Annotated in this window: 25 protein-coding genes; 21 read left to right on the plus strand and 4 right to left on the minus strand. The window is 72.1% G+C overall.

Features of this window, described 5'->3' with window-relative positions:
- Positions 1-1227: 1227 nt before the first annotated feature.
- The 12 genes from AB0K21_RS14030 to AB0K21_RS14085 all read left to right on the plus strand — a co-directional run bounded on the left by AB0K21_RS14030 (position 1228) and on the right by AB0K21_RS14085 (position 12586).
- A complete protein-coding gene (locus tag AB0K21_RS14030; RefSeq protein ID WP_364149844.1) occupies positions 1228-3369 on the plus strand; it encodes an acetate--CoA ligase family protein in 2142 nt (713 codons plus the stop codon).
- Positions 3366-4148: a citryl-CoA lyase gene (locus tag AB0K21_RS14035; protein ID WP_343974883.1), complete on the plus strand. Its 783-nt coding sequence runs from the start codon at positions 3366-3368 to the stop codon at positions 4146-4148. Before AB0K21_RS14030 ends, AB0K21_RS14035 begins: the two co-directional genes overlap by 4 nt.
- Positions 4149-4220: 72 nt before the next feature.
- Positions 4221-5570, plus strand: a complete 1350-nt coding sequence (locus tag AB0K21_RS14040; RefSeq protein WP_343974880.1) for a Rieske 2Fe-2S domain-containing protein — start codon at positions 4221-4223, stop codon at positions 5568-5570.
- Positions 5571-5580: 10 nt separating this feature from the next.
- On the plus strand, positions 5581-6771 hold the full coding sequence (locus AB0K21_RS14045) for a Gfo/Idh/MocA family oxidoreductase (RefSeq protein ID WP_364149846.1): 1191 nt from the start codon (positions 5581-5583) through the stop codon (positions 6769-6771).
- Positions 6755-7723 (plus strand): PDR/VanB family oxidoreductase, encoded by a 969-nt coding sequence (locus tag AB0K21_RS14050; protein WP_343974874.1) that lies wholly within the window; start codon positions 6755-6757, stop codon positions 7721-7723. Before AB0K21_RS14045 ends, AB0K21_RS14050 begins: the two co-directional genes overlap by 17 nt.
- Before the next feature lie 86 nt (positions 7724-7809).
- Complete coding sequence (locus AB0K21_RS14055) at positions 7810-8835, plus strand: hypothetical protein (RefSeq protein ID WP_343974871.1); 1026 nt, start codon at positions 7810-7812, stop codon at positions 8833-8835.
- Entirely contained in the window at positions 8832-9911 is a 1080-nt protein-coding gene (locus AB0K21_RS14060; RefSeq protein WP_343974868.1) for an amidohydrolase family protein, read from the plus strand. The genes AB0K21_RS14055 and AB0K21_RS14060 overlap by 4 nt, the downstream gene beginning before the upstream one ends.
- Positions 9908-10570, plus strand: coding sequence for an RraA family protein (locus AB0K21_RS14065; protein WP_364149849.1), 663 nt, complete (start codon positions 9908-9910; stop codon positions 10568-10570). The genes AB0K21_RS14060 and AB0K21_RS14065 overlap by 4 nt, the downstream gene beginning before the upstream one ends.
- Positions 10567-10965 carry a RidA family protein gene (locus AB0K21_RS14070; RefSeq protein ID WP_364149851.1) on the plus strand — a complete coding sequence of 133 codons (399 nt, stop codon included), beginning with the start codon at positions 10567-10569 and terminating at the stop codon, positions 10963-10965. The genes AB0K21_RS14065 and AB0K21_RS14070 overlap by 4 nt, the downstream gene beginning before the upstream one ends.
- A complete protein-coding gene (locus AB0K21_RS14075) occupies positions 10958-11617 on the plus strand; it encodes an RraA family protein (RefSeq protein ID WP_364149853.1) in 660 nt (219 codons plus the stop codon). The genes AB0K21_RS14070 and AB0K21_RS14075 overlap by 8 nt, the downstream gene beginning before the upstream one ends.
- The gene (locus AB0K21_RS14080) at positions 11614-12297 is read left to right on the plus strand and encodes an RraA family protein (RefSeq protein WP_343974856.1); all 684 of its coding nucleotides are present in this window, start codon (positions 11614-11616) and stop codon (positions 12295-12297) included. Before AB0K21_RS14075 ends, AB0K21_RS14080 begins: the two co-directional genes overlap by 4 nt.
- A 97-nt stretch (positions 12298-12394) precedes the next feature.
- The gene (locus AB0K21_RS14085) at positions 12395-12586 is read left to right on the plus strand and encodes a ferredoxin (RefSeq protein ID WP_343974853.1); all 192 of its coding nucleotides are present in this window, start codon (positions 12395-12397) and stop codon (positions 12584-12586) included.
- A gap of 39 nt (positions 12587-12625) precedes the next feature.
- On the opposite strand, the gene AB0K21_RS14090 is transcribed toward AB0K21_RS14085, so the two are convergent.
- From AB0K21_RS14090 to AB0K21_RS14100, 3 genes are all read right to left on the minus strand, one after another.
- The gene (locus AB0K21_RS14090) at positions 12626-13378 is read right to left on the minus strand and encodes an IclR family transcriptional regulator (protein WP_343974850.1); all 753 of its coding nucleotides are present in this window, start codon (positions 13376-13378) and stop codon (positions 12626-12628) included.
- A gap of 546 nt (positions 13379-13924) precedes the next feature.
- The gene (locus tag AB0K21_RS14095) at positions 13925-14662 is read right to left on the minus strand and encodes an SDR family NAD(P)-dependent oxidoreductase (RefSeq protein ID WP_364149856.1); all 738 of its coding nucleotides are present in this window, start codon (positions 14660-14662) and stop codon (positions 13925-13927) included.
- A 71-nt stretch (positions 14663-14733) separates the two neighbouring features.
- The gene (locus AB0K21_RS14100) at positions 14734-15969 is read right to left on the minus strand and encodes a cytochrome P450 (protein ID WP_343974843.1); all 1236 of its coding nucleotides are present in this window, start codon (positions 15967-15969) and stop codon (positions 14734-14736) included.
- Positions 15970-16571: 602 nt separating this feature from the next.
- Here AB0K21_RS14100 and AB0K21_RS14105 point away from each other — a divergent pair.
- The 8 genes from AB0K21_RS14105 to AB0K21_RS14140 all read left to right on the plus strand — a co-directional run bounded on the left by AB0K21_RS14105 (position 16572) and on the right by AB0K21_RS14140 (position 23934).
- A complete protein-coding gene (locus AB0K21_RS14105; RefSeq protein ID WP_343974840.1) occupies positions 16572-17366 on the plus strand; it encodes an SDR family NAD(P)-dependent oxidoreductase in 795 nt (264 codons plus the stop codon).
- On the plus strand, positions 17366-18184 hold the full coding sequence (locus tag AB0K21_RS14110; RefSeq protein ID WP_343974837.1) for an SDR family oxidoreductase: 819 nt from the start codon (positions 17366-17368) through the stop codon (positions 18182-18184). The genes AB0K21_RS14105 and AB0K21_RS14110 overlap by 1 nt, the downstream gene beginning before the upstream one ends.
- Before the next feature lie 174 nt (positions 18185-18358).
- Complete coding sequence (locus tag AB0K21_RS14115) at positions 18359-18793, plus strand: nuclear transport factor 2 family protein (protein WP_343974834.1); 435 nt, start codon at positions 18359-18361, stop codon at positions 18791-18793.
- Between the two features lie 46 nt (positions 18794-18839).
- Positions 18840-19607 (plus strand): SDR family NAD(P)-dependent oxidoreductase, encoded by a 768-nt coding sequence (locus tag AB0K21_RS14120; protein ID WP_343974831.1) that lies wholly within the window; start codon positions 18840-18842, stop codon positions 19605-19607.
- Between the two features lie 100 nt (positions 19608-19707).
- Positions 19708-20802 carry a CaiB/BaiF CoA-transferase family protein gene (locus tag AB0K21_RS14125; RefSeq protein WP_364149858.1) on the plus strand — a complete coding sequence of 365 codons (1095 nt, stop codon included), beginning with the start codon at positions 19708-19710 and terminating at the stop codon, positions 20800-20802.
- Positions 20803-20813: 11 nt separating this feature from the next.
- The gene (locus tag AB0K21_RS14130) at positions 20814-21947 is read left to right on the plus strand and encodes an acyl-CoA dehydrogenase family protein (protein WP_364149860.1); all 1134 of its coding nucleotides are present in this window, start codon (positions 20814-20816) and stop codon (positions 21945-21947) included.
- Positions 21948-21961: 14 nt separating this feature from the next.
- On the plus strand, positions 21962-23143 hold the full coding sequence (locus AB0K21_RS14135; protein WP_343974825.1) for an acyl-CoA dehydrogenase family protein: 1182 nt from the start codon (positions 21962-21964) through the stop codon (positions 23141-23143).
- Positions 23140-23934, plus strand: coding sequence for an enoyl-CoA hydratase-related protein (locus AB0K21_RS14140; RefSeq protein WP_364149862.1), 795 nt, complete (start codon positions 23140-23142; stop codon positions 23932-23934). The genes AB0K21_RS14135 and AB0K21_RS14140 overlap by 4 nt, the downstream gene beginning before the upstream one ends.
- Positions 23935-23981: 47 nt before the next feature.
- On the opposite strand, the gene AB0K21_RS14145 is transcribed toward AB0K21_RS14140, so the two are convergent.
- On the minus strand, positions 23982-24614 hold the full coding sequence (locus AB0K21_RS14145; protein WP_364149864.1) for a helix-turn-helix domain-containing protein: 633 nt from the start codon (positions 24612-24614) through the stop codon (positions 23982-23984).
- Positions 24615-24854: 240 nt separating this feature from the next.
- Between AB0K21_RS14145 and AB0K21_RS14150 the strand changes: the two genes are divergently transcribed.
- Positions 24855-25961 (plus strand): FAD-dependent oxidoreductase, encoded by a 1107-nt coding sequence (locus AB0K21_RS14150; RefSeq protein WP_343974816.1) that lies wholly within the window; start codon positions 24855-24857, stop codon positions 25959-25961.
- The last annotated feature ends 37 nt before the right edge of the window (positions 25962-25998 follow it).

The following is a 25998-nucleotide window of genomic DNA, read 5'->3' on the forward strand; positions in this document are numbered from 1 at the left end:
CGCGGGCGGACGTGCCGGTGACACGCCCAGGTGTCCTCGCGGTGCCGGAGCCGACCGGGCCGGGAGGTCCGGCTACCGGTCAGTCAGATACTTCGTCGAGCATCTCGACCTCGATATCTCACAATGTATGACGATATCTCGTGCAAAAATATGGTCTGAGGCGCACCGCGTCAAGGATGCGGCGGCCTCGTCTCTGCGGAGGACCGTATCCGGCGTTCCGCTTGGTTGTCCGACTCGTCCTGCGATGACGGGCCGAGCTCCGGGTGGGGCGGTGGGTTGGTGTGTCCGCTCCGGAACGGTGCCGACGGCGGGCGAACGGTCGTGCGCCGCGGTGCCGGCACCCTTGTCTTGGGTAACGACGTGCCGTAGCGTATCCCGAAATAACGATGAAATACTACGTGTCTTGACGAAATAGTAATGAAACGCCCACAGAGGGTGTAGTCGGGCGTGTCGATCGCGGATACGGGCGGCCTGGCGGCCCGGACACGCTCGCCGGGCCCCGTGTTCGTCCGGGGCGCCGGTTCCGGCGTCCGCGCCGCGGTGGCCGGTCCCGTGTTCCGCGGCGGGCGGCCCTGTTCCGCCGGCACCGTCCTGCCGGCACCGTCCTGCCGACACCGAATCCCCGTGGGGCCGATGCCCGGCGCGCTGTCGGGCAGCGCCTTCGGACCTTATGGATAGATCCCGTAATCCCGGTTTAAGTCACGACTCCCCGTAGTCAGGTGGTGCCGTATGGCGGGAGAGGTGGACCCCGGTGGGATCGACAGGCCGGTCTGAGAGTGCTTTCCCATATGTCGAAGCAGGTTCGACCGCACCTGGCCGCCCTGGTCGGCCTTCGGCTTCGGCGCCCCCCACAAACAGCGATATTTCGTGTAACATCACGAAAGGTCGCAGTAGTCGATCCTTGGGGGTTATCGTGTCAGTAGGCGCAGTAGTCGCCGGGGCGGGGTCGTGATGAGCGCCCGCCCCCTCCTTGGGGACCCCGCCGCGGGTCCGGTCCCTCCGCTGGTGACCAGCTGTGAGCACTGCCTCACCGTCACGTGGGCCGGCGTGTCCGCCTGCTCGTGCGAGTTCGGGCGCTTCGTCGCGACCGAGGAGTCCGCCCTGGACATGCGCCTGGGTGTGTCCGGTGGGGCTGTCCGGCGGTCGGATGAGTCGGGGTCATTGCCTCAAAGCCGCGATATCTCGTAAGGTGCAACGAAATAACATGAAATGGAAGCGGGGTAGCGCATGGGAGCGGCCGGTAGCGAGGCGGCCACGGGTCTGGTCGGACGGGTGGACCTGTCCCGGCTGGTGAACCCTTCATCTGTGGCGATCATTGGGGCATCGGACCGCCCGGGCAGCCTTGGATCACGAACAGTCGCAAACCTCCTCGACCATTCGGACTTCACTGGTACGGCGTACCTGATCAGCCGGAGCAAGAAGACCATCCACGACCTGCCCTGTTACCAGAGCGTGCTGGACCTGCCGGAGTCCCCCGACGTCGCCCTGCTGGTCGTCCCCGCCGCGCAGACGCTCTCCGTGCTGCGCGAGTGCGCCCTGAAGGGGACCCGGTTCGCCATCGTCTTCACCTCCGGGTTCGGGGAGATGGGCGAGGAGGGCAAGCGGGCCGAGGCGGAAATGGCGCAGATCGGCCGCGAGTCCGGGATGCGCATCTACGGACCCAATTCGCCGGGCCTGTGCAACCTGAACCGGCGGCTCGGCCTGATGTTCTCCCCATCGTTCCACCTGGACCAGTTCGCCGGCCCGATCGGCCTGGCCACCCAGGGCGGCGGCATCGGCCGCTGCTTCCTGCAGGCCATGGAGCGCGGCGTCGGCGTCGGGCTGTGGGCGTCCACCGGCAACGAGGTCGACCTGACCGTCGCGGACTTCATCCGCCACTACGCCGACGACGACGCCATCACCGTCATCGCCAGCACGATGGAGGGTGTCAAGGACGGCCCTGCCTTCGTGGACGCCGCGCTGTACGCCGCCGAGCGCGGCAAGCCGGTCATCGCGCTGAAGGTCGGCCGCTCCGATTACGGCGCGCGGGCCGTCGCCTCGCACACCGGCTCGCTGTCCGGCGCCGCCGAGGTCAACAGCGCGGTGTTCCGGCAGGCCGGGGTCGTCGAGGTCGACGACATGGACGAGCTGATCGACACCGCCGCGCTGTTCGCCCGCAAGCGGCCCACCGGGCGTGAGCGGATCGCCGTGTACGGGTTCTCCGGCGGCGGCTGCGCGCTCGGCGCCGACGCCGTCGGCAACGCCGGGCTGGAGCTGGCCGAGTTCTCCGACAAGACGCTGGCCCGGGTGCGCGAGGTGCTGCCGGACTACGCCGCGGTGGCCAACCCGGTCGACGCCACCTCCGACATCCTCACCCGCACCGAGATCGGCTACGAGAGCCTGCGCGCCGTCGCCGACGACCCCGACGTGGGCCTGGTGCTCTACCCGTTCCCCTGCGACTACGAGGAGCTGACCGAGGCGATCGGCGCGTCCATCGCCCAGGTCCAGCGGGAGACCGAGACGCCGATCCTGCCGGTGTGGATGAGCGACCGGCTCGGCCCCGGCTACGACGAGCTGGTCAAGGGCGGGCTGGTCCCGGTGCGCAGCGTTCGCAACGGCACCGCGGCGTTGCGCCGCTGGGTCGAGCGGGGCCGTTGGACCCACCAGGAGGGCTGGCGCCCACTCGGTGTCGCGTCGTCCGGCGGCGAGCGGATCGTGCACACCGAGCCGATGGCCAAGGAACTGCTGGGCCGGCACGGTGTACCCGTCCCGGCCTCCGGAGTCGCCACGACCGCGGACGAGGCGGTCGCCGTCGCCGAGCGCGTCGGGTACCCGGTGGTCCTCAAGGTGGTCAGCGCGCAGATCACCCACAAGAGCGACGTCGGCGGCGTCGCCGTCGGCCTCGCCGACGCCGGGCAGGTCCGCGCCGCCTACCACCGGATCCGGGAGGCCGTGCCGGCCGCCTGGCCGGACGCGGAGGTCGGCGGCGTGCTGGTGGAGGCCATGGCCTCGGCCGGCCTGGACGTCCTGGTCGGTGTCTCCCGCGACCCGGTGTTCGGCCAGGTCGTCACCTTCGGCCTGGGCGGCGTCCTGGTCGAGCTGTTCGGTGACGTGTCCCGGCGGCTGCTGCCGCTCACCCCGGACCAGGCCCGCGCCCTCGTCGACGAGCCGCGTTGCGCCGCCCTGCTGCACGGTGTGCGCGGCGGCGAGCCCGGCGACGTGGACGCCCTGGTCGACCTGCTGGTCAACGTGTCCCGCTTCGTCGAGGCCAATGCCGCGGTCGTGGACGAACTCGAACTCAACCCGGTGCGGGTGCTGCCCGCGGGACAGGGCGTCGTCGCCCTGGACGCGGTGCTGGTCACCGCCGGGTCCGTGGAGGCAACCCAGTGATCAAGACCGAAATCGGGCAGACCACCCCGGACCGCATCACCGTCCGTGGCCACGACCTGGCGAACGAGCTGATCGGGCAAATCGACTTCGTGGACATGATCCTGCTCGTCACCATCGGGCGCCGGTGCGAGGGCAACGAGAAGGACATGCTCAACGCCATCATGGTGACCGTCACCGACCACGGGCTCACCCCGAGCGCGCTGGCCGCCCGGCTCACCTACCTCGGCGCCCCCGAGGCGCCGCAGGCGGCGGTGGCGGCGGGCCTGCTCGGGGCCGGCAGCGTGTTCCTCGGCGCCATGCAGGACGCGGCGGTCATGCTCCGCGAGGCCGGCCGGGACCTCACCGAGGACAGCTCGGACGAGGAGGTCGCCAAGACCGCGCGCGAGTTCGCCGCCGCGCGCCGGGCCGCCCGGGCGCCGCTGTACGGGCTCGGCCACAACATCCACGTCGACGGCGATCCGCGGATCCCGGTGCTGCGCGCCGTGTCCGAGCGCAACGGCTACTTCGGTCGGTACTGGCGGCTGCTGCTGGCCCTGGACGAGACCAGTTCCACGGTGTACTCGCGGCGGCTGCCCGCCAACACCGCCGGGGCGGTCGGCGCCATGGTGCTCAGCATGGACCTGCCGTTGCACCTGGCCCGGGGCCTGGCCCTGGTCGGCCGGTGCGCCGGACTGCTCGGCCACCTCATCGAGGACGAGCAGGCCCCGATCGGCCAGGAGTTGTGGGATCTGGTGCTGCGCCAGGACGAGCGGAACAAGCTGCCAGGGGATCCCCGATGAGGAGTCCGGACCTGAAGAGGAACGCGAACCGGGCGGAGAACCCGGGCCGCAGAGCCGCCGAGGAGTGCCGCCATGCTGCGCGCTGACATGAACGAGACCCTGTCCCGGGTGGGGCGGGGCACGCCGATGGGCGAGCTGTTCCGCCGGTTCTGGCTGCCCGCGGTGCTGACCTCCGAAGTCGCCGAGCCGGACTGTCCCCCGGTGCGGCTGCGCATCCTCGGTGAGGACCTGGTCGCGTTCCGGGACTCCTCCGGCAAGGTCGGCATCGTCGCCGCGTACTGCTCACACCGGCTGGCGCCGCTGTTCTTCGGGCGCAACGAGGAGGGCGGGCTGCGCTGCGTCTACCACGGCTGGAAGTTCGACACCGGCGGCCGGTGCATGGAGACGCCCAACGTGCCGCCCGGTGCCCCGGACATCCGCAGGAACGTGGGCATCACCGCCTACCCGGTGCACGAGAGCGCCGGGGTCGTCTGGATCTACATGGGGCCGAAGGAGACGCAGCCGCCGTTCCCCGCACTGGAGTACGCCAACGTCCCGGCCGAGCACGCGTTCGCCGCCCGCTGGCTGCAGCGCACCAACTGGTCGCAGGGCATGGAGGGCGAGATCGACAGCTCGCACATCAGTTGGCTGCACCGCGACTTCGACAAGAACACAACCAAGCAGAAATCGACCGGCGCGCAGATGTCCAGCGACGCCGCCCCGCACATCGAGCTGCGGCAGACCGAGTACGGCCTGGTCTACGGCGCCCGCCGTGAGCACGAAGGTCAATACCTGTGGCGGGTCACCCAGTTCATCCTGCCCATGTTCAGCCTCATCCCGCGGGCACCGGGCGGCTTCGTCTCGGGCGGCGGCCGGGCCTGGGTGCCGGTCGACGACAACCACACCACCGTCTTCACCTTCGGCTACCGGGTCGACCAGCCCATCGGGCAGGAGGAACTGGACAGCTACTACAACAGCGGCGCACTGTTCCCGCCGCGGATGGAACGCGGCCGGTACGTGTTGCCCGGCGGGTACGCGATCGACACCTGGCTCCCGCTCGCCAGCAAGGAGAACGACTACCTGCTGGACCGGGAGGTGCAGCGCACCGTCAACTTCACCGGCATCTGGGGCGTGCACGACCAGGACCGGGCGCTCGCCGAGAACTCGCGCAGCATCGGCAGTGCCGACCCCGGCATCATCGACCGGTCCGCCGAGCACCTGGTCAGCTCCGACCGGGCGGTGGTCGCCGCCCGGCGAATCCTGATCAACCTTACCGACGCGCTGAAGAAGGGCGTGGAACCGGCCGTCGTCGCCGACCCGGACGCGTTCGGCGTTCGCGCGATCAGCAAGCTCACCCCCATCGCGAGCTTCGACGAGTTCATGGCGGTCTACGGCGAGGAGACCCGGGCGACCGGCGTATGCCGACCGGTCCCGGTCGAGTAGGGGTCGTCGGATGAGCGCACGCACGCTCGGGCTCGGCCTGGTCGGGCTCGGTCTCGCCGGAGGCGTTATGGCGTCGGCCGCCCGCACCCACCCGGGCATCCGGCTGGCGGGAGCGGCCGACCCCGACCCCACACTGAGGGAGCGGTTCGCCGGCGCGGAGGGGCTGCCGGTCCATCCCGGCATCGAGGGGCTGCTGGCCCAGCCCGACGTGGACGCGGTGTACGTGGCCACGCCGCACCAACTGCACCGCGAGCACACCGTCGCCGCGGCCCGGGCCGGCAAGCACGTCATCGTCGAGAAGCCGATGGCACTGACGGTCGCCGACTGCGACGCCATGATCAAGGCGGCCGAGGCGGCCGGCGTGGTCCTGGTCGTCGGGCACACCCACGGGTTCGACCCGGCGGTGGCGCTCATCCGGGACCTGGTCGGCTCCGGCGGGTACGGCCCGCTCGGCATGATCGCGCTCTGGAACTACACCGACTTCCTGTACCGGCCGCGCCGCCCCGAGGAACTGGACAGCGCCCGCGGCGGCGGCATCCTGTACAACCAGATCCCGCACCAGGTCGACATCGCCCGCACCGTCGCCGACCGGCCGGTGCGTTCGGTGCGCGCCACCGCCGCCATACTCGACCCGGACCGCCCCACCGAGGGGGCGTGCGCCGCGCTGATCGAGTTCGAGGGCGGCGGCGCGGCCAACCTGGTGTACAGCGGCTACGACCACTTCGACAGCGACGAACTGCACGGTTGGATCGCCGAGGGCGGGGGCCCCAAGACACCCGCGCACGGCGCCGCGCGGCGCAGGCTGGCCGCGCTCACCCCCGAGCAGGAACAGCGGTCGCGCACCGCCGACTTCGGGTACGGCGCTCGCTCCCCGCTGCCCCCGCCGCACCAGCCGCACTTCGGCGAGCTGGTGGTCACCTGTGCCGGCGCCGACCTGCGCTGCTCGGCCGACGGCGTCACCGCCTACACAGACCGCGGCGTCGAGCAGCTGGCCGTGCCGCGGACGCGGTGGTGGCCGGGCCGGGGGAACGTCCTGCAGGAACTGGTGGACGCGGTCGTGCACGGCCGGCCCGCCCAGCACGACGGCGCGTTCGGCCGGGAGACCGTTCGGACCTGCCTGGCCATCGCCGAATCCGCCCGCGAGCGGCGCGAGGTCTTCCTCAGCACCCAGGAGGTGTCCATCCATGTCCCAGTCCGTTGAGCCGCTGACGGTCCGTGTGCAGGCGGTGCGCTGGGAGGCCGACTCGGTCCTCTCCTATGAGTTCCGCAGACCGGACGGGGCGGCGTTGCCGGCGTTCACCGCCGGTGCCCACATCGACCTGCACCTGGGGAACGGCCTGGTGCGCGGCTACTCGCTCTGCGGTGACCAGGCCGAGACCGACCGCTATGTGGTCGCGGTCAACCGCGACCCGAACAGCCGCGGCGGCTCGGAGTGGATTCACGCCAACGTGCATGCCGGCGAAACGATCACGGTGTCCACGCCGCGCAACAACTTCCCGCTGGCCGAGGACGCGGAGCACAGCGTGCTCATCGCCGGCGGCATCGGGATCACGCCGATGCTCGGCATGGTGCGTCGGCTGGCCGCGCTCGGCCGTGACTGGACGCTGTACCTGGCGGTGCGCGCTCGTGGCCAGGCGGCGTTCCTGGACGAGCTGACCAGGCTGGCCGGTGACCGGCCCGACCGGGTGCGGTTGCACGTCGACGAGGAGAACGACGGGGCTTTCCTGGACATCGAGGCCGTGGTCGCCGCTGCGGGCGACACCGCGCACCTGTACTGCTGCGGGCCGGTGCCGATGCTGGAGGCGTTCGAGAAGGCCACCGCGGGGCTGCCTCCGGAGCGCCGCCACCTGGAGTACTTCGCGGGCAAGGACGACGCGGCCACCGAGGGCGGTTTCGAGGTCGAGCTGACCCGCACCGGGATCACGCTGACCATTCCCGAGGGGTCCACCATCCTTGACGCGGTGCTGGAGGCCGGGGTGGACATGCCGTACTCGTGTGGCGAGGGCGTCTGCGGCTCCTGCGAGACCCGGGTGATCTCCGGCACGCCCGACCACCGGGACCTGATCCTCACCGACCAGGAAAGGGAGGCCGGCGAGACCATGATGATCTGCTGCTCCGGCAGCAGAAGCGCCCGGCTCGTCTTGGAGCTGTGAGCAGCCCGTGAACGGGCCCGCGGGCGGACCGCGACCGACGGGCCGACAGGGCCGGCTGGGCCGGCAAGGCCGAAAAGGAGGAACGAGTGGCTGAGATAGTGCTGGGCATCGGCACTTCACACAGCCCGCTGCTGGCCATCGAGCCCGCGCTGTGGGCCGAACGCGCCAAGGACGACCACCGCAAGCAGGAGCTGTACCTGGCCGACGGCCGGGTGGTGTCCTACGCGGAGCTGGCCGAGGAGACCGCCGGCCGGTACGCCGACCGGGCCGTGCCGGAGAACTTCGAGAAGCAGGCCCTGCGGGCGCAGCAGGCGCTGGACCGGCTGGCCGCGGCCATCGCCGAGGCCGAGCTGGACGCCCTGGTCGTCATCGGCGACGACCAGGAGGAGCTGTTCAGCCGGGCGCACATGCCGGCGATCGCCGTCTACAACGGCCCGGAGATCGTCACGCACCCGAAGAACGAGGTCAACCCGAACCTGCCCGGCTGGTACCAGGAAGCCAACAAGGGCTACAAAATGGACGCGGTGCACCGCCACCCGGTCGCCGCCGAACTGGCCGACGGCCTGATCGAGGGGCTGATCGAGGCGGGCGTGGACGTCGCGGTGGCCAGCGAGGTGACCGACCCGCACCAGGCCGGCTTCGGGCACGCCTACGGCTTCGTCATCGACCGGCTCTGCGGCGACCGGCCGATCCCGATCCTGCCGGTCATGCTCAACACCTACTTTCCGCCCAACGTGCCGCGGCCCGGCCGCTGTTACGACATCGGGCAGGTCATCGGCCGGACCCTGGCCGCGTTGCCCGGCGGACAACGGGTCGGCGTGGTCGCCTCCGGCGGGCTGACCCACTTCGCGGTCGACGAGGACCTCGACCGGCGGCTGCTGGCCGCCCTGGAGGCCGGGGACGTGGACACGCTGCGCGCGCTACCGCCGTCCGGCCTGCGCTCCGGCAACTCCGAGATCCTCAACTGGATCATGACCGCCGGGGCGGTCGACGGCCTGACCGTGACCGACTCCGAGTACATCCCGGTCCAGCGCACCCCCGCCGGAACCGGCATCGGGCTCGCCTTCCTCGTCTGGCGGCCCGTCCCCTCCGCACCCGGGAGCTCCCTGTGATCATCGACGCGCACGGCCACCTCATCACCCCGCCCGCGGTCTTCGCGGTGCGCACGGTCCTGCAGGCATCCAACGGCCAGCACTCCAAGGAGTGGTACCTGGACCGCTACGTCCGGGACGAGGAGATCACGGCCTCCGCCGACCGGGGCGTCCGGCTGATGGACCAGGTCGGCACCGACGTCCAGCTCATCTCGCCGAGGCCGTTCGTGCTGATGCACTCGCACCCGGTCGTCAAGGACGTGCGGCTCTGGGTGGAGTTGCAGAACGACCTCATCCACCGCACCGTCTCGCTGCACCCGGACCGCTACCGTGGCATGGCCGGGCTGCCGCAGGTGACCGGGCAGCCCGTCGAGATCGTCTTTGACGAGCTGGAGCGCGCCATCGGCGAGCTGGGCTTCGTCGGCGTGCTGCTCAACCCCGACCCGGACGAGGGCGGCGGCCGGTCGCCGCGGCTGTCCGACCCGTACTGGTACCCGCTGTGGGCCAAGCTGGTCGAGCTGGATGTGCCCGCGCTGATCCACAGCGCCGGCTGCCGCGGCCGGGAGACCTACGACGAGCACTTCGCCACCGAGGAGAGCCTGGCGGTCACCTCGCTGGTGCACTCCGAGGTGTTCGACCGGTACCCCGACCTGAAGATCATCATCAGCCATGGCGGCGGCTCCATCCCGTACCAGATCGGCCGCTGGCGCGCGCACTGGTGGCTGGACCTGGCGACCAAGAAGAAGCACATCGCGCGGTACTTCCGGGACCTGGAGCACGCCGGGATGAACGGCGAGCCGCTGCCGGACGCCCCGGCCGACCTGACCAGCTTCGACGACGCGCTGCGGCGGCTTTGGTTCGACACGGACGTGCACAGCTCCCACTCGCTGGAGCTGCTCTTCCGTACCGTCGGCACCGATCGCTGCCTGTTCGGCACCGAGCGCCCCGGCAGCGGCGGTGCGATCAACCCGGCGACCGGCCGCTCCTTCGAGGACTTCAAGTACACCATCGACCGCATCGGCTTCCTGACGGACGAGGACCGCGCCCTGATCTACGAGGGCAACGCCCGCCGCGTCTTCTCCAGGCTGGCCCGATGACCGCCGCGACGACCGGAGTGGTCACCGCCGAGCTGGTCCGGGAGGCCGCCGCGCTGCCCGCGGCCACCCTGCACGAGGCCGCCGGGAAGATCGGCGCGCTGCCCGCGGCGATCGGCCCGGTCCGCCCCGGCATGCGGGTGGCCGGCCCGGCGCTGCCGGTGCTCAGCCCGCCCGGGGACAACCTGTGGCTGCACCGCGCCATCTACGCGGCCGAGCCCGGCGACGTGCTGGTGGTGGCCTTCGGCGACGGGGCCGATCCGCTGGAGTACGGCCACTGGGGCGAGGTCATGGCGGTCGCGGCGCTGCACCGAGGCATCGCCGGCCTGGTCACCTCCGGCGGCGTCCGGGACGGCGACCAGATGGCCGAGCGAGGCTTTCCGGTGTTCGCGCCGTCGCTGTGCATCCGCGGCACCGGCAAGGATCCGGACGGCCGGGGCTCGGTCGGCGCGCCGGTCCGGATCGGCGGTGTGACCGTGCGCCGCGGCGACCTGGTGGTGGCCGACGGCGACGGCGTCGTGGTGCTGCCCGTGGCGGACGCCGCCGGGGCGGTGCGGGCCGCGGCCCGGCGCGAGGCCGCCGAGCAGGAGATCTTCGACAGGCTCGCCGCCGGCGAGACCAGCCTGGACATCTACCGGCTGCCCGCTGAGGGGGAGTCGTGAGGCGGCGCAGCGTCGTCGTCCCCGGCCTGGAGCACGGGACGAACCCCGTCCCGGCGGCCTCCCGGGTCGGTCCGCTGCTGGCCACCGGCGGCGTCCGCGGCGTCGATCGGGCGACCGGCGAGCTGCCGGAGGACGTCCCCGGCCAGGTCCGGCACGCGTTCGCCAACCTGCGGGCCGTGCTTGAGGCAGGTGGCGGCACCACCGAGGACGTGGTGCACGTGACGGTGTTCGCCGCGGCAGACGTGCGGGCCGCGGTGAACGAGGAGTGGGTCGCGATGTTCCCCGACCCGGCCTCCCGGCCCGCCCGGCACCTGATCCGGCACGACCTGCCGGGCGGGATGCTCGTGCAGCTGGAGGCCACGGCGTACGTCACGGAAGGAGAGACGGATGGGTGACGACCTGCTGGTACGGCTCGGTGCGCTGGACACCTGCGCGGTGTCGGACGCGATGGACCGGCTGGGCCTGTCCGGGGCCGTGCCGGGCCTGGCCCCGCTGACCGGGCACCGCCGCATCGTGGGGCGGGTCACCACGGTGCGGCTGGGCGACGCGGCCGACACGCCGCCGAGCGGGCGGCATCTCGGTACCGCCGCCGTCGAGGCGTCCGGGCCCGGTGACGTCATCGTGGTCGAGCACGGGCGGACCGACGTGTCCGGCTGGGGCGGCATCCTCTCGCTGGCCGCGGTCGGCCGCGGCGTCGAGGGGGTGATCGTGGACGGCGCCTGCCGCGATATCGACGAGAGCCGCGAGCTGGGGCTGCCGCTGTTCGCCCGCGCCGCCGTCCCGGTCACCGCGCGGGGCCGCGTGGTCGAACGCGACTGGAACGTCCCGATCACGGTCGGCGGGGTCGGCGTGGCCCCGGGCGACCTGGTGATCGCCGACGGCAGCGGGGTGGTGTTCCTGCCCGCGGCGCGCGCCGGGGAGATCCTCGCCGCCGCGGAGCAGGTCGCCGAGCGGGAGCGGGCGATGGCCGAACAGGTGAGGGCGGGCGTGCCCGTGTCCCAGGTGATGGGCGCTCGCTACGAGACGATGCTGCAGGAGAACCGATGAGCACCACCACGACCACCACGACCACCGCGGCCGACACCGCGACCACCGCCGCGCTCAAGGCGCTGAGCTGCACCGACGTCAGCGACGCGATGGACCGGCTGGGTATCGCCGGGCACTGCCTGGGCATCATGCCGCTGGACCGTTCGTTCCGGCTGGTCGGCCGGGCCTGGACGCTGCGCTACGGCCCGGTGGGCCGCGACCCCGGCACGGTCGGCGACTACATCGACGACCTCGGCCCCGGCCAGGTCGTGGTGCTGGACAACCAGGGCCGGCTGGACGCCACCGTCTGGGGCGACCTGCTGACCTACACGGCGATCCGCAACGGCGTCGAGGGCACCGTCATCGACGGCGTGTGCCGCGACGTCGATCGCTCGGTCACCACCGGCTACCCGGTCTTCTCCCGCGGCAACTGGATGCGCACCGGCAAGGACCGGGTGCGCGTCGAGGAGATCGGCGGCCCGGTGTCCGTCGGCGGCGCCCGGGTCGAGCCGGGCGACTGGCTGCTGGGCGACGGCGACGGCGTACTGTGCATCCCGGCGCCCCGGGTGCATGAGGTGATCACCGTCGCCGAGGAGATCCGGAACGCCGAGGAGCGGATCCGCGACGCGGTGCGGGACGGCCGTTCGTTGCGCGCCGCCCGCGAGGAGGTCGGCTACCACCGCCTCCAGACGAGGCGTTGAGGCCGTCGGCGCCCCGGGCCCCGGGGCGCCGTGCTGGAACCGACGCCCGGCCGTTTTCCGGAGCGGGGCTGATGTTTGCGAGACAAGGCAGGGTGAGATGAGAGTCAGCGTTGATTCGGGCCGGTGTGTCTGCACCGGCACGTGTGCGTTCGTGGCACCTCAGGTGTTCGCGATCGAGAACCACAGCGAGCTCGTGGTGCTCCGGCCCGAGCCGGACGAGTCCCTGCGCGACCTGGTCCTCGACGCTGAGGAGCAGTGTCCCACCGGCGCCATCCAGGTCACCGGCTGACGTCCGCCGCCCCGCCCTGACCCGCCTCGCCCGGGCGGGTCAGGCGCCGCGGCCGAAGACGGTGTCGCGGACCTCCAGGACGACCTTGAGCAGCCGGTCCTCGTCGGCCTGGATCCGGTCGGAGGGGCCGATGATGCCCAGGCCGACGACCTCGTCCCCGACACTGCCCGAGACGGCGAAGGAGCTGACACCGACCGTGCCCTCGTCGACGGACCGGAACCAGCCGAGCTCGCGGTGCTTGCGCACCTCCTCCTCCAGCTCCCGGGGGTTGGTCTTGGTGTTCTCGGTGAGCCGGGGGAGCGGCTTGAGGCGCAGCAGCCGGCCCAGATCGTGGTCGTCGAGCCTGCTCAGCAGCGCCTTCCCGATCGCGGTGCCGTTGATCGTGAACGTGTCGCCGACCTCCACCACGTACCGCAGCCGGTGGCCGCCCTGCGAGACCGCGACGATCTTTATCCGGTCCCCGGTGAGCACCGCGCACGAGGCCGTCTCCCCGGAGCGCTGCGCGAGCAGGCCGCTGGCCTCCGCGCCGAACGCCGACAGCGGGTCGTTCTCGGAGATGGCGGTCGCGGTGGCCAGCAGCCGGCCGGTCGGGTAGAAGCGCCGCGTCGTCGCGGTGCGGCTCACGTAGCCCAGCTCGTGCAGCGTGTTCAGCAGGTCGGAGCTGCTGCTCTCCGGGATGTCCAGCAGGCGGGCCACCTCGGACTTGGTGAGCTCCCGCTTCTCCCGCGCGAAGATCTCGAAAAGCGCCATCGCCCGGGCCGCCGCGGGCACGGTGGAGCCGCCGGCCTCCACCGGCCCCCCACGCGACCGCCGTCCGCGCCGCGCGGATGCGGCCGATTCTGCCGCCTGTGCCATTGGCAAACCCTCTCACAGTTTTCGCACACGTAGGCGCTGCGCGACATCCGTCCCTGATACCCAACGGGCGGAAGGCGACAATCAGGTGATCAATGCCGGACGTGTGGCAAAGGTAGAAAAGCTGCAAACCGCGTCCGCAGTCGGTCCGATCGGTGGTGCCGCCGGGCGCCGTCGGCCACGGGTGACCGAATAGCGCGCCAGCCGGTGTGAAGCGTGACAAGGATACCGCGATGAGGGCGCCTAATCATCGTCAGAGAACACCGCATAGGTGAATACCCGCGAGTTCTTCGCATCCACCGCCCGGCGGGGGTCGCGCGACGGCGGCATGATCCGCTACGGCTGTGGACCTTTCGGGCTTCCCTGTGACGCCCGTTTCGCCCGGTGACCGGGTACGGGCGCGGAGCGGAGGCGAACGAGGTCGTACGACCCCGTCGGCTCCGGGAATCACCGGGCCACCCGGCCCGGTGATTCCCGGAACGGCCGCTACGGCATGAACTTGCCGCCGTTGACGTGGAGCGTCTGGCCGGTGATGAAACCCGCCTCATCCGATGCCAGGAATGCGACGGCATGGGCGATCTCCTCCACCTCCCCGGTCCGCTTCATCGGAATCCTGGAGGTGTCCAGCGGTGCACCCGCCCGGGTGGTCCCCTCGGTCCGGGTCGGGCCCGGCGAGACCACGTTGACCCGGATCAGCGGGGCCAGTTCCGCTGCCAGCGCGCGGCTCATCCCGAGCACCCCGGCCTTGCTGGCCGAATACGCGATGAGATTCGGATTGGCCATGGACCCGGCGCCGGAGGCGATGTTGACGATTGATCCGCCACCGGTCTCCACCATGCTCCGGGCGGCTTCCCGGCACACCGTGAACGTACCGGTCAGATTGACGCCGATGACGAGGTTCCAGATCTCGTCCGTGGTGTCCAGCACGGGTGCGAACGGGAAAACACCGGCGCTGTTCACGACGGTTCCGATACGCCCGTACTCGGCGACCGTGAACCGGATGAGAGAACGGACGTCATCCGGCCGCATGACGTCCGTGCGGACGGCCGAGGCGGCCACTCCGAAGCGTTCAGCGCATTCCGCGGCGACCGCCTTCGCATTGTCCGGATCGAGGTCGGCGATGACGAGCGAATCACCGCGCGAGGCGAATTCCAGGGCGATGGCCTTACCGATTCCGCGGCCCCCGCCCGTCACCAGTGTCGCGGTGCCCGTTGATTCCGGCACGAGTAATCCTCCATTGTCGAGCGTCCGATGTCCGGCCACCTGGCCGTCCCCGGCCGGGTGGCCGCGGGCGGTCAGGCCCAGCGCACCGGGAGAGCGGCCATGCCGCGGGTGAGGAACGAGCCGAGCCACTCGACCCGGTCGGTGTTCAGCGCCAGTCGCGGTGCCGCGGCCAGATGAGCGAAGGCCACCTGGGCCTCCAACCGGGCCAGGCTCGCGCCCAGGCACATGTGGATGCCGCCGCCGAAGGTCGCGTGCCGTGAGTTGCCGCGGCGGATGTCGAACCGATGCGGGTCCTCGAACACCGCGGGGTCGCGGTTGGCCGCCGACAGGATCGCGTACACGTGTTCGCCCTTGTGGATCCGCACGCCGTCGAGTTCCATCTCCTCGGGGGCGATCCGGCACAGGCTGTTACGGGCCGGACCCTCGTAGCGCAGCATCTCCTCGACCGCGGACGGGATCACGTCCGGGTTCGCCCGCAGGTCGTCATAGGCCCCGGGGTGGGTGAGCAGCAGGTGCATGCCGTTGGCGATCAGGTTCTTGGTGGTGCTGAACCCGGCCGAGTGCAGCAGCATGCAGTTGGCGATGATCTCCAGGTCGGTGATCTCCCCGGGGGAGGCCTGGATGAGCTGGGAGATGATGTCGGTCCCGCCGGGGTTGGCCCGCCGCTCCTTGATCAGCTCCTCGAAGTACGCGAAGCACTCCGCGGCGGTGGCCTCGCGGCGCGCGGCGACGTCGGCGGGTTGTGCCAGTGGCTCCAGCGAACCGTGCAGTGCCTCGCCCCAGGCCAGGAAGTCGTCCTCCATTGTCGGGGGGACGCCGACGAGCCGGCAGATCAGCCGCAGCGGCACCTTGTAGGAGAAGTCCTGGATGAAGTCGAACTCGGCCCGGTCGCGCAGCCCGTCGAGTAGTTCCTGGACGATCTCGCTGACGTCCTGCCGGTTCTGCTCGACCGCCCGGGGGGTGAACAGCCGGGAGACGACGGCGCGCAGCCGGGTGTGGTCGGGGGGGTCGCGGAAGGCCAGGCTCTCCAGGAAGATCTGCTGCGTCGGGGTGACGCCCTCTTTGCCGTCCATCTCCTCCCGGCTCCATCGCCGGTCCTTCACCAGTTGCTGGGTGGCGTCGTAGGACGTCACCAGGATCGGGCCCTGCGCGGTCCGGTAGACCGGCGCGTGCTCACGCAGCCGGTCGAAGAACCGGTAGGGGTCGGCGGTGATCTCTCCGCGGTCGGGGTGGTGCGACGTGAGGTAGAGCATCGCCTCCTCGGCGATGCTCCGGCTCTGCGGTGACGCCGCGAGATCGGTTGCCATGCGAGATCTGGCCTCCTCTGTGTGCTCCGTGCAGGCTCTACGAGGCGGGCACGGCGATTCATCGCCGGTGTCGGCGGTCATGCGTGCGGTACCGGGCGGCAGGACGGCCACCTGGATGGCTATATTGCGAACTGCTGTTGCACTATACGGTATTTCGTGGTGTTGGCCAATGCTTTGGGGGCGTCCGTAACGAGCGGGCGGACTGTGGGGTCGCCCGTCGGGCGGGGTGTCCCAAGCCGGCGGGCCGGGCGGCGGGAGTTCCGGCAAGGCTGCGACGTCGTAGTTACGGTATTTCGCAGGATTCCACGGGTGAGCGTCACTGCTGGCGCGATCGGAAGCAACGATATGCGGCATGAAGTCGAACAAGAGGGGATCTGGCGACAGGTGACCCTTGCGGCATGTATGCGAAATATCGTAGATTTCCACGAAGTTACATGATTGGCCGATGAGGGCGAGCCGTGACGCTTGAGGATACGCGCGGGTGTGGGCCGGCCGACCCCGCCGGGGCCGCCGGGCCCGGACAGCGCCCGCCCATGGACCTTCCGCGGGACGGCGCATCCGGTACGCATCGGCAACGGCAGTGACCAGAGAAGGGCATGAGGATGGCGCCACCGACAGAAGAGGCACAGCGGTTCGGCGGGTGGCCGGTCCACGGCGGCCCGCCGCCCGAGGGCTCGGTGGCCTGGGTGGTCGGGGTGGGAGCCCGGCAGGGGACCGGCGCGGCCGTGGCCCGCCGCTTCGCCGCCGCCGGCCTGCACGTGGTCGTCACCGGCCGCACCAAGGAGAAGGTCACCGCGGTCGCCGAGGACATCGAGGCCGCGGGCGGCCGGGCCACCGCCGTCGTCGGCGACGCCGGTTCCGAGGAGGGCCTGCGCGAGTCGCTGGCGGTCGTCGACGAGTTGGGCACCCTGGCGATCGCCACCTACAACGCCGGCGGCTCGCAGTGGAAGCCCGGCATCCTGGAGATGGACACCGAGTTCTTCGAGTCGGTCTGGCGCACCAACTGCCTGGGCTCCTTCATCACCGGCCGGGAGGCGGCCCGGCGGATGACGGCCTCCGGCGGCGGAGTGATCATGTTCACCGGCTCCGTCTCCGGCCTGATCGCCCGGCCCAAGCTCGCCGCGTACGCCTCGGCGAAGTTCGGGCAGCGCGCGGTGGCCCAGGCGCTGGCCCGTGAGTTCGGCCCGCGTAACGTGCACGTCGCGAACGTGATCGTGCACGGCCCGATCGACGGCGACCGGCTCAACTCGGCGTTCCCGCACGCCAAGGACAGCCGCCCGGCGGACGGCATGGTGGACATCGAGCAGATCGCCGAGACGTTCTGGCAGGTCGCCGTGCAGCCCCGGACCGCATGGACCCAGGAAATGGACATCCGGCCGTACTGCGAGGAGTTCTGATGGCCCCGGGGCCGTACGCCCGGGAGGCGAGGCCCGACTATCCGGGCCGGCTCCGGCTCGACGGCCGCGGGTACGTGGTGCTGGGCACCGGTGACGGCATCGGCGGCGCGGTCTGCGACGCGATCGCGCAGGCCGGGGGCCGGGTGCTGTGCGCGGACCTGGACGGCGAGCGCGCGGAAAAGACCGCGGCGCGCTGCGGTGGCGAGGCGATGACCGCCGACGTTACCGACCGGGAGCAGTTGACGGCCGTGTTCGATCGGGCCGAGGAGCTGTTCGGCGAGGGCTTCCATGGCATCGTCGACGTGGTCGGGGTCTCCTTCGCCGAGCCGCTGGCCGACGGCACCGAGGAGTCGATGCGCCGCCAGTTCGACCTGGTGCTGCGCCACCCGTTGCTGCTCACCCAGGTCGCGATCCCGCGGCTGGCCGCCCTCGGGCACGGCAGCGTGGTGTTCGTCGGCTCGCTGGCCGGGGCCGCCAACACGCCCCGGCTGGGGCTGTACGGCACGGCGAAGGCGGCCGTGCACCACCTGGCGACGGCCTGTGCCCAGGAGTTCGGGCCCTACGGAGTCCGGACCAACGCCGTCGTCGCCGGCCGGATCCTGGGCTCGGGCGGGACGCCGAACCCGCCGGCGGAGGCGGTGCGCGCGGTGGAGGCGGTCGTCCCGCAGCGCCGCTGCGGCTTCCCCGACGACATCGCCTCGGTGGTGCTCTTCCTGCTGTCGGATCTGGCCGGGTACGTCAACGGCGCGGAGATCCCGGTCGACGGCGGGATCGGCGTGGTGTCCCCGCTGCCGAGCACCCATCCCGCCAACCGCTGACCGTTACCTACTTACGGTCAGCCGAATACTGGCTTCCAGGCGGCAACCGCCGGCCTGGTGCATCGGATGTACTCCGACCTGTCGTACGACCATGCGAAACCCCGAAACGATGCCGGGCTCGCAGCCCGAACCGGCGGGTGCGCGGTCGCCCGCGCCCGGCCCGGAAGGAGAACCATGACGGAGACCACTGGAACCGCGGGCACCACCACGGCCTACCCCTCCCGCGACGCCATCCGGCAGACGGTGCTCGGCTACGTGAAGGGACTGGAGAACTCCGAGTTCGACGCGGTGGCCGACCTGTTCGCCGACGACGCCTTCTACTCCCACCCGCCCTTCGACCCGGACAGCCCGAAACGGGCCGAGGTCATCGGGCGGGAGGCGGTGCGGGCGCTGCTCAAGGGCAGGCGCGGCACCAGGAAGTGGTTCCACGAGATCCAGACGCTCTTCGTCGCCGACGACCGCTGCCTGATCGAGGGCATCGTCCGGGAGTCCGAGGGCGGGCCGATCCGGTCATCCTTCGCCGGAGCGGGCACCTTCGACGCCGAGGCCCGGATCACCCGGTGGGTCGCCTATCGCAGCGTGCCCGCCATCGGCGAGTCCCTGGACTGAGAGACGTGCCGGATCCGAGAGACCGGGAAACGGCGGAGGAAGCACCGTGGCGGACGAACTGAAGGGCGCTGTCGCCCTGGTCACCGGGGCCAGCAGTGGGATCGGGCGGGCCACCGCCCTCCGGCTGGCCGCCTCCGGGGCCGCGGTGGCGTTGGTCGCGCGCCGGGAGGACCGGCTCCGCGACCTGTGCGACGAGATCACCGGCCTGGGCGGCGATGCGGTCGCCCTCCCGGGGGACCTGGCCGATCCGGCCCGGGCCGCCGGTGCGGTGCAGGACGCGGTCGCCGCGTACGGGCGGCTGGACGTCCTGGTCAACAACGCCGGGGTGATGTTGCTCGGCCCGGTGGCGGACGCGCCGGAGGAGGAGTGGGAGCGCATGCTCGACCTCAACCTCCGCGCCGTGCTGGCGACGACCCGGGCGGCCCTGCCACACCTGCTGGCCGCGGCGGAGTCCGCGCCGCGCCGGGTGGCCGACGTGGTCAACATCGGCTCGGTGGCCGGTCAGGGCGCGGGAGCGCGGGCCGGCAACGGCGTGTACGCCCTGACCAAGGCCGGGCTGGCCGCCTTCTCCGAGTCGCTGCGCCAGGAACTGGCCGGGCGGCGGGTCCGGGTGGCGCTGGTCGAACCCGGTGCCACCGTCACCGAGTTGGCCGACCACGTTCGCCCGGAGGTGCTGGCCGAGCGGAGGAAGGCGATGGGTGACGTCGTCCGGTTGTCCGCGGACGACGTCGCCGACGCCGTCGGGTACGTGGTGACCCGCCCCCGCGAGGTGGCGCTGAACAGGATCGTGATCCGGCCGACCGCCCAGGTGTGATCGGCCGACGGTCGCTCCCGTCGGCGCTTATAGCGAAATATCGAATATATGCACGAAAGGTCGTGATGATAGTCGATCGCGGCCGGCTGGAGGGTGGAACGTGGAACGTGACGAGACGACGGGCACCGGGCCGCCGGCGTCGGAACCGCCAGGGCAGGGGCTGCCCCTGGTGGGGCTGAAGGTCATCGACTTCTCCGAACTGGCCCCCGGCCCGTTCCTGACCCGGTGCCTGCGCGACCTGGGCGCCGAGATCGACAAGGTGGAGCGCCCGGCAAGGGACGGTGCCCTCTCCACCCATCCGGGCACCTACCGGGTGCTCAACGACGGCAAGCGGATCCACGTCCTGGATCTGAAGACCCCGGACGGCCTGGCCCGCGCAGCGGAGCTGGTGGCCGGGGCCGACGTGCTGGTGGAGGGCTTCCGCCCGGGCGTCATGGACCGGCTCGGCCTCGGGTACGGCGCGCTCGCCGAGCGGCACCCCGGCCTGATCTACGTCTCCATCAGCGGCTTCGGGCAGGAGGGGCCGCTGAGCCGGATACCCGGCCATGACCTCAACTACCTGGCCGCCTCCGGACTGCTCGGCCTGATGGGCGAGCTCGACGGCCCGCCCGCCCTCGGCGTCGGCGCCCCCGTCGGCGACCTGCTGGGGGCGGTGTACGCGCTCAGCTCCACCCTCACCGCACTGCTCACCCGCAAGGACACCGGCCGGGGCCGCCACCTGGACGTCTCCATCACCGACTGCCTGACGCACGGCATGAACATGGTGATCGGCCAGCTCCAGGCCGACGGCCGCGCTTCGCTGCGGGAGGCCAGGGAGGCGGTCTTCACCCGTCCGGCCTACGGCGTCTTCGAGACCGCCGACGGCGAGTACCTGAGCATCGCCGCCTTGGAGGAGCACTTCTGGCAGCGCACCGTCGCCGCTCTCGACCTGGACCTGTCCGGCCTGGACACCGCCACCCTGGGGGACCGGCGCCGCAACACCCGCGAGATCAACGCCAGGATCGCCGCGGCGGTGCGTGGCCGAGACGTCAAGTCCCTGACCGAGACGCTGGAGGCCGCCGACGTCCCGGTGATGCGGGTGCTGTCGCCGCTGGAGCTGGCGGACTCCCCGCACGCCAGGGAGCGCGGCCTGTTCACCTCCGCAGGTGACATCGGCTACGTCCGCTTCCCGGTGCGGATCGGTGACGAGGCCTAGGAGGAATCGACGTGGACTTCCGACTGGACGAGACGGCGGAGACCCTCAGCGGACTGACGAGCGATCTGCTCGCCCGGGGGTTGCCGGACGAGCGGATCGCCTCGGCCGACTTCGAGGCCGCCGGGTACTCCGAGGAGGCGTGGCATGGCCTGGCCGAGGCCGGCGTCCTGGAGGCGTTCCTCCCCGAGGACCTGGGCGGCACCGACGCCGACGCTGTGGTGCTGGCCGCCGTGCTGCGGCAGGCGGCCCGGTACGGTGGCCTGGTTCCGGCGCTGCCCGTACTGGCCTACGGCCTGCACACCCTGGCCAGGTACGGCGGCGCCGAGCACCGGGACCTGCTGGGGAGCGTGGCCAAGGGCGGTGCCCTGGTGACCGGCGCGGTCCGCGGGCCCGGTGGCGGCCGGGTCCTGGACACGGACGTGACGGCCGAGCCGTACGACGGCGGCCATCGGCTGACCGGGGTGCGGACCTACGTCCCGTTCGGAGTGCGGGCCGAGGCCATCCTCGTCCCGGCGCGGATCATCGGCGGACCGGAGGACGGCACCGCCGGGGTCTTCGTGGTGGACGCCGCCGCCCCGGGGCTGGCCGCCGCGGCGCACCCGGTCACCGACCACGTGCCCACCGCCCGGATCGCCCTGGACGCGGTGGCGGTGCCCGGACACGCACTACTGGGCGGGCCGGCCCTGGCCGCCGAGGCCGCCGGACACCTGGAGTTGTCCGCGCTGCTGGGGGTGGCCGCCACCGCCTCCGGCCTGCTGGAGCGCGCCATGGAGCTGACCGCCGCGCACGTGAGGGCAAGGAAGCAGTTCGGCCGCGCGCTGGCCCAGTTCCAGGCGGTCACCATGCAGATGGGTGACGTCTTCACGGCGCAGCGCATCCTGGAGAACACCTACCTGGCCGCCGCCTGGCAGCTGGCGACCGGCCGCACCGCCGAGGCCCGGCGCAGCCTGTCGTCCGCCTGCTACCTGGTCTGCCACGACGCCATCCCGGCGCTGCTCACCTGCCAGCACCTGCACGGCGGCACCGGCCTTGACATCGATCACCCGCTGCACCGGTACGTCACCGGTGGGCTCGCCCTCGGCCAGTTCCTGGGCGGCACCGAGGCATGTCTGGACGCGGCGGCCGGCTCCGCCCGGGTCAGCTGAGAGAGGACACCACCGTGTACATCGACCTGACCCCCGAGGAGCGCGAGCTCCAGCGGGAGGCGGACGCCTACTTCGCCGGCGTGGTGACCGAGCAGGAGCGTGCCCAGCTGCACGAGGACGAGTTCGGCCCCGCGTACCGGGCGGTGTCCCGGAGGCTGGGCCGCGACGGCTGGCTCGGCCTGGGCTGGCCGGTGGAGCACGGCGGCCGGGGCCTCGGTCCGATGGCCGACCAGATCGTGGTCAGCACCGCCTTCCGGTACGAGGTCCCCTATCCGCTGGTCACCGTCTACTCGGTCGGCCCGGCACTCCAGGAGTTCGGCACCCCGGAGCAGCAGCGGGAGTTCCTGCCGCGTATCCTCGCCGGCGACCTGCAGGTCTCCATCGGCTACAGCGAGCCCGGCTCCGGCACCGATCTGGCCTCGCTGACCACCTCCGCCCGGCGCGACGGCGACTCCTACCTCGTCAACGGCCAGAAGATGTTCATCTCGGGCGCGCACACCGCCGACTACCTGTGGCTGGCCTGCCGTACCAACCCCGAGGAGCCGCGCACCCGGGGCATCTCGATCCTGCTGCTCGACACCGCCCTGCCCGGCTTCAGCTGGACGCCCATCCGCACGCTGAACCGCTCGCACCAGGTCAACGCCGTCTACTTCGACGACGTCCGGGTACCCGCGGACCGGCTGATCGGCCAGGAGAACAAGGGCTGGTCGGTGGTGGTCAGCCAGCTCAACTCCGAGCGGTTCATCGTCGGCCCGGCCGGCAAGATCCAGGCACACCTGGACCGGCTCCGGCACTGGGCCGCCGAGACGCCGCTGGGCGGGCCGGGCGGAGGGCGCCGGATGGCCGACCTGCCCGAGGTGCGCCGGGCGCTCGCCGAGCTCGACGCGATCGTCACCGCGAACGAACTGCTCAACTGGCGGATCGTCGCCGACACCGGAACCGGCACGCTGGGCGCGGCCGACGCCTCGGTGAACAAGCTGTACAACTCCGAACGGCTGGTCGAGGCCGGCGCCCGGATCGCACAGCTGGTGCAGCGGTACGGCGACCCCGCCGACGAGCTGACCGCCGCCGTGCTGCGCGACACAGACCACGCGTTCAAGACCGAGCTGAAGCTGCCGGTCGGCGGTGGCGTGAGCGAGATCCAACGCGAGCTGATCGCCACCGTGGGCCTGGGTCTGCCCAGGGCGCCCCGATGAACGCCCCCGGGATCCCCGGCGCCGGACCCACGCTGGTCGGATACCACGCGGACCGCGAGCGCGGTGTCGCCGCGCTGACCCTGGACTCGGTCGCCAACCGCAATGCGCTGTCCCGTCCGCTGTTGGACCAGCTGACCGCACTGCTGCGGCGGGCCGCGGCCGACGATGCCGTCCGGGTCGTCGTGCTGCGCGCCAACGGCCCCTCGTTCTGCTCCGGCGCCGACCTCGCGGCGGTGCGCTCCGGCGCGATGACCCCGATCGTCGAGGGTGTCGTCGAGGTGCAGCGCCTCATCGTGACCATGCCCAAGCCGGTGATGGCGCGGGTGCACGGCACGGTCCGGGCAGGCGGCCTGGGCCTGGTCGCCGCCGCCGACGTCGCCGTCGGGTCGCTGGAGAGCAGCTACGCCCTCACCGAGGTCCGCCTCGGGCTGGCCGCCGCCGCGGTCAGCCTCACCGTGCTGCCCCGGCTCGGCGACCGGGCCGCCGCCGACTACCTGCTGACCGGCCGGGTCTTCGGCGGAGCCGAGGCCGAGCGGGCCGGGCTGCTGACCCGCGCCGTGCCCGAGGCCGAGCTGGACGCCGCGGTCGACGCGTACCTGGCGGACCTGCTGCTGGGCAGCCCCCAGGGCCTGCGCGAGGCCAAGGCGCTGATCACCGCCCCGATGCGCGCCCGGATGGACGAGCTCGACCAGGAGATGGTCGACCTGTCCGCGCGGCTGTTCGCCTCCCCCGAGGCCAGGCGCGCGACCGAGGCCCTGCTGTCCCGGACCCGGCGCCCCCGCGGTGCCTGAGGGCAGGCGGCGGCGGGCGTGGGGAAAGGGATCACTCCACCGGTCCGTCAGGCGAGCGAGCCGGACAGTTCGGCGGCGGCGGCGGCCACCCGGGGGCCGACGGAGTCCCGGTCGAGGGGGGTGAAGGCGACCACGCCCACCGATGCCTCCAGCCAGGGGAGGCCGGGCACCGGGGCGGCGATGCCCCGGGCGCCCTCCTGGAGCTGCCCCTCGGAGACCTGGTAGCCGGCGCGGCCCTCGCGCAGGGCGAGGATGGCCAGCCCGGCGGCACCCCTGGTCAGCGGGTGGCGGGACCCCTCGCGGTAGGCGACGTGCATGTTCGTCCAGGAGGGCTCGACCACCGCCACCGCCAGGCCCTCGTCGCCCTCGGCCACCGTCAGATGCGCGGTCGCGCCCACCTCCTCGGCCAGCCCGCGCAGGGTGGGCAGGGCGCCTTCCCGGAGCAGCGGCTGCACGGCACGGGCCAGGACGAGAACCCCGAAGCCCAGGTGGACCCGCCCCGCGTCGTCCCGGCGGACGAAGCCCTCGCCCTGCAGGGTGGTGAGCAGGCGGTACACCGCCGGGCGGCTCAGCTCCAGCTCGGCCGCCAGCTCCGTGGGAGTACGACCCCGGCGCCCGTCGGCGAGCAGGCGGAGCAGCCGCAGGCCGCGCTCCAGGGTCTGCGAGGATTCGGCCGGCATCTAGGACACCCACTGGGCTGGAACCATGCCCCCGATTATCGCCGCCGCCCCGGCACCGGCCGGTACGTCCCCTGCCGAAGGACCGCCTACCGGTGCCCCTGGCGCGGAAGGGGCGCCCGAGGCACCGCATACCGCCCCCGGTGCCCTCCGGCACCGAGGGCGGTGTGCCCGCCGTACGGGCGAGGACCTAGCGTGAGCTCGGACGACCCGCGGTGGAGCGGGGCCGGGGGAGGGGGCTCGATGAGGTCGGCGGTCGTGGTCGGGGCGGGGATCTGGGGGACGTCGCTGGCGCTCCGGCTGGCGGAGTCGGGGTGGCGGGTGACCCTGGTCGAGCAGTACCAGCCAGGTCACCTGCGGCAGGCGAGCGCCGGTGAGACCCGGCTGCTGCGCGCCTCGCACGGCACCGACGAGTGGTACGCCCGGATGGCCAGGCGGGCCCGCGAGCTCTGGCTGGACCTGGGCGCGCGGACCGGCGAGGAGCTGTACGCCGAGACGGGCGCGTACTGGTTCGCCCGCCGGGACCAGGGCTGGGAGAGGGCGAGCGCCGGGGTGTTCGACCGGCTCGACATCCCGTACGAGATCCACGACCCGGCCAGGGCCGGTGCCGCCTTCCCCGACTTCCGCGGCGACGACCTGGAGTTCGCGCTCTGGGAACCGGAGGCCGGGGTCGTCAGGGCCAGGCGGGCCACCCAGGTCACGGCCGGGCTCGCCCGCGCGGCCGGGGTCACCCTGCTCAGGGGGCGCGCGGAGCCGTACGGCGATGCGGTCCGGATCGGCGACGAGGTGCTCAGGGCCGATCGGGTGGTCTGGGCGTGCGGCGCGTGGCTGCCCCGGCTCTTTCCCGGTCTGGTGGATCTCCAGGTGACCAAGCAGGACGCGCTGCACTTCGCGGTCCAGGACCCGTGGGACACCCCGGCATGGGGCGACTACGACGCTTCGATCTACGGGCACGGCGACATCGACGGACTCGGCATGAAGGCGACGTCGGACGCCGAGGGGGAGCCGTACGAGCCGGAGACCGGTGACCGGCGGATCTCGCCGTCGGGCGAGGCGGTCGTCCGGGCCTACCTGCGGCGCAGGTTCCCGAGCCTGGCCGCGGCGCCCGTACTGCTGGGCCAGGCCTGCCAGTACACCCTCACCCGCGACGCCGAGTGGGTCATCGCGCGGCAACAGGACGGCGCCTGGCTACTCGGCGGCGACTCCGGGCACGGATTCAAGCACGCCCCTGCCCTGGCGGAGTACGTCGCGGAGATCCTGGACGGCGCCAGGGAGCCCGAGCCCCGCTTCGGTCTGCACGAACGGGTCTCCGCCAGGGGGCTGCGTACCAGCGGCCGGACGGATCCGTGACCGGGGTCCGGCCCGGTTCGCACGAGCGGTCAGATCG

Origin of the sequence: Streptosporangium sp. NPDC049248 (assembly GCF_040678965.1) — a bacterium.
In the GTDB taxonomy this organism is placed as follows: domain Bacteria; phylum Actinomycetota; class Actinomycetes; order Streptosporangiales; family Streptosporangiaceae; genus Streptosporangium; species Streptosporangium fukuiense.

Bases quoted from the DNA above. Each gene is read 5' to 3' on its own strand.
- AB0K21_RS14030 (WP_364149844.1), top strand. From the start codon at position 1,228: ATGGGAGCGGCCGGTAGCGAGGCGGCCACGGGTCTGGTCGGACGGGTG.
- AB0K21_RS14040 (WP_343974880.1), top strand. From the start codon at position 4,221: ATGCTGCGCGCTGACATGAACGAGACCCTGTCCCGGGTGGGGCGGGGC.
- AB0K21_RS14045 (WP_364149846.1), top strand. From the start codon at position 5,581: ATGAGCGCACGCACGCTCGGGCTCGGCCTGGTCGGGCTCGGTCTCGCC.
- AB0K21_RS14050 (WP_343974874.1), top strand. From the start codon at position 6,755: ATGTCCCAGTCCGTTGAGCCGCTGACGGTCCGTGTGCAGGCGGTGCGC.
- AB0K21_RS14065 (WP_364149849.1), top strand. From the start codon at position 9,908: ATGACCGCCGCGACGACCGGAGTGGTCACCGCCGAGCTGGTCCGGGAG.
- AB0K21_RS14075 (WP_364149853.1), top strand. From the start codon at position 10,958: ATGGGTGACGACCTGCTGGTACGGCTCGGTGCGCTGGACACCTGCGCG.
- AB0K21_RS14080 (WP_343974856.1), top strand. From the start codon at position 11,614: ATGAGCACCACCACGACCACCACGACCACCGCGGCCGACACCGCGACC.
- AB0K21_RS14085 (WP_343974853.1), top strand. From the start codon at position 12,395: ATGAGAGTCAGCGTTGATTCGGGCCGGTGTGTCTGCACCGGCACGTGT.
- AB0K21_RS14100 (WP_343974843.1), bottom strand. From the start codon at position 15,969: ATGGCAACCGATCTCGCGGCGTCACCGCAGAGCCGGAGCATCGCCGAG.
- AB0K21_RS14105 (WP_343974840.1), top strand. From the start codon at position 16,572: ATGGCGCCACCGACAGAAGAGGCACAGCGGTTCGGCGGGTGGCCGGTC.
- AB0K21_RS14110 (WP_343974837.1), top strand. From the start codon at position 17,366: ATGGCCCCGGGGCCGTACGCCCGGGAGGCGAGGCCCGACTATCCGGGC.
- AB0K21_RS14115 (WP_343974834.1), top strand. From the start codon at position 18,359: ATGACGGAGACCACTGGAACCGCGGGCACCACCACGGCCTACCCCTCC.
- AB0K21_RS14140 (WP_364149862.1), top strand. From the start codon at position 23,140: ATGAACGCCCCCGGGATCCCCGGCGCCGGACCCACGCTGGTCGGATAC.
- AB0K21_RS14145 (WP_364149864.1), bottom strand. From the start codon at position 24,614: ATGCCGGCCGAATCCTCGCAGACCCTGGAGCGCGGCCTGCGGCTGCTC.
- AB0K21_RS14150 (WP_343974816.1), top strand. From the start codon at position 24,855: ATGAGGTCGGCGGTCGTGGTCGGGGCGGGGATCTGGGGGACGTCGCTG.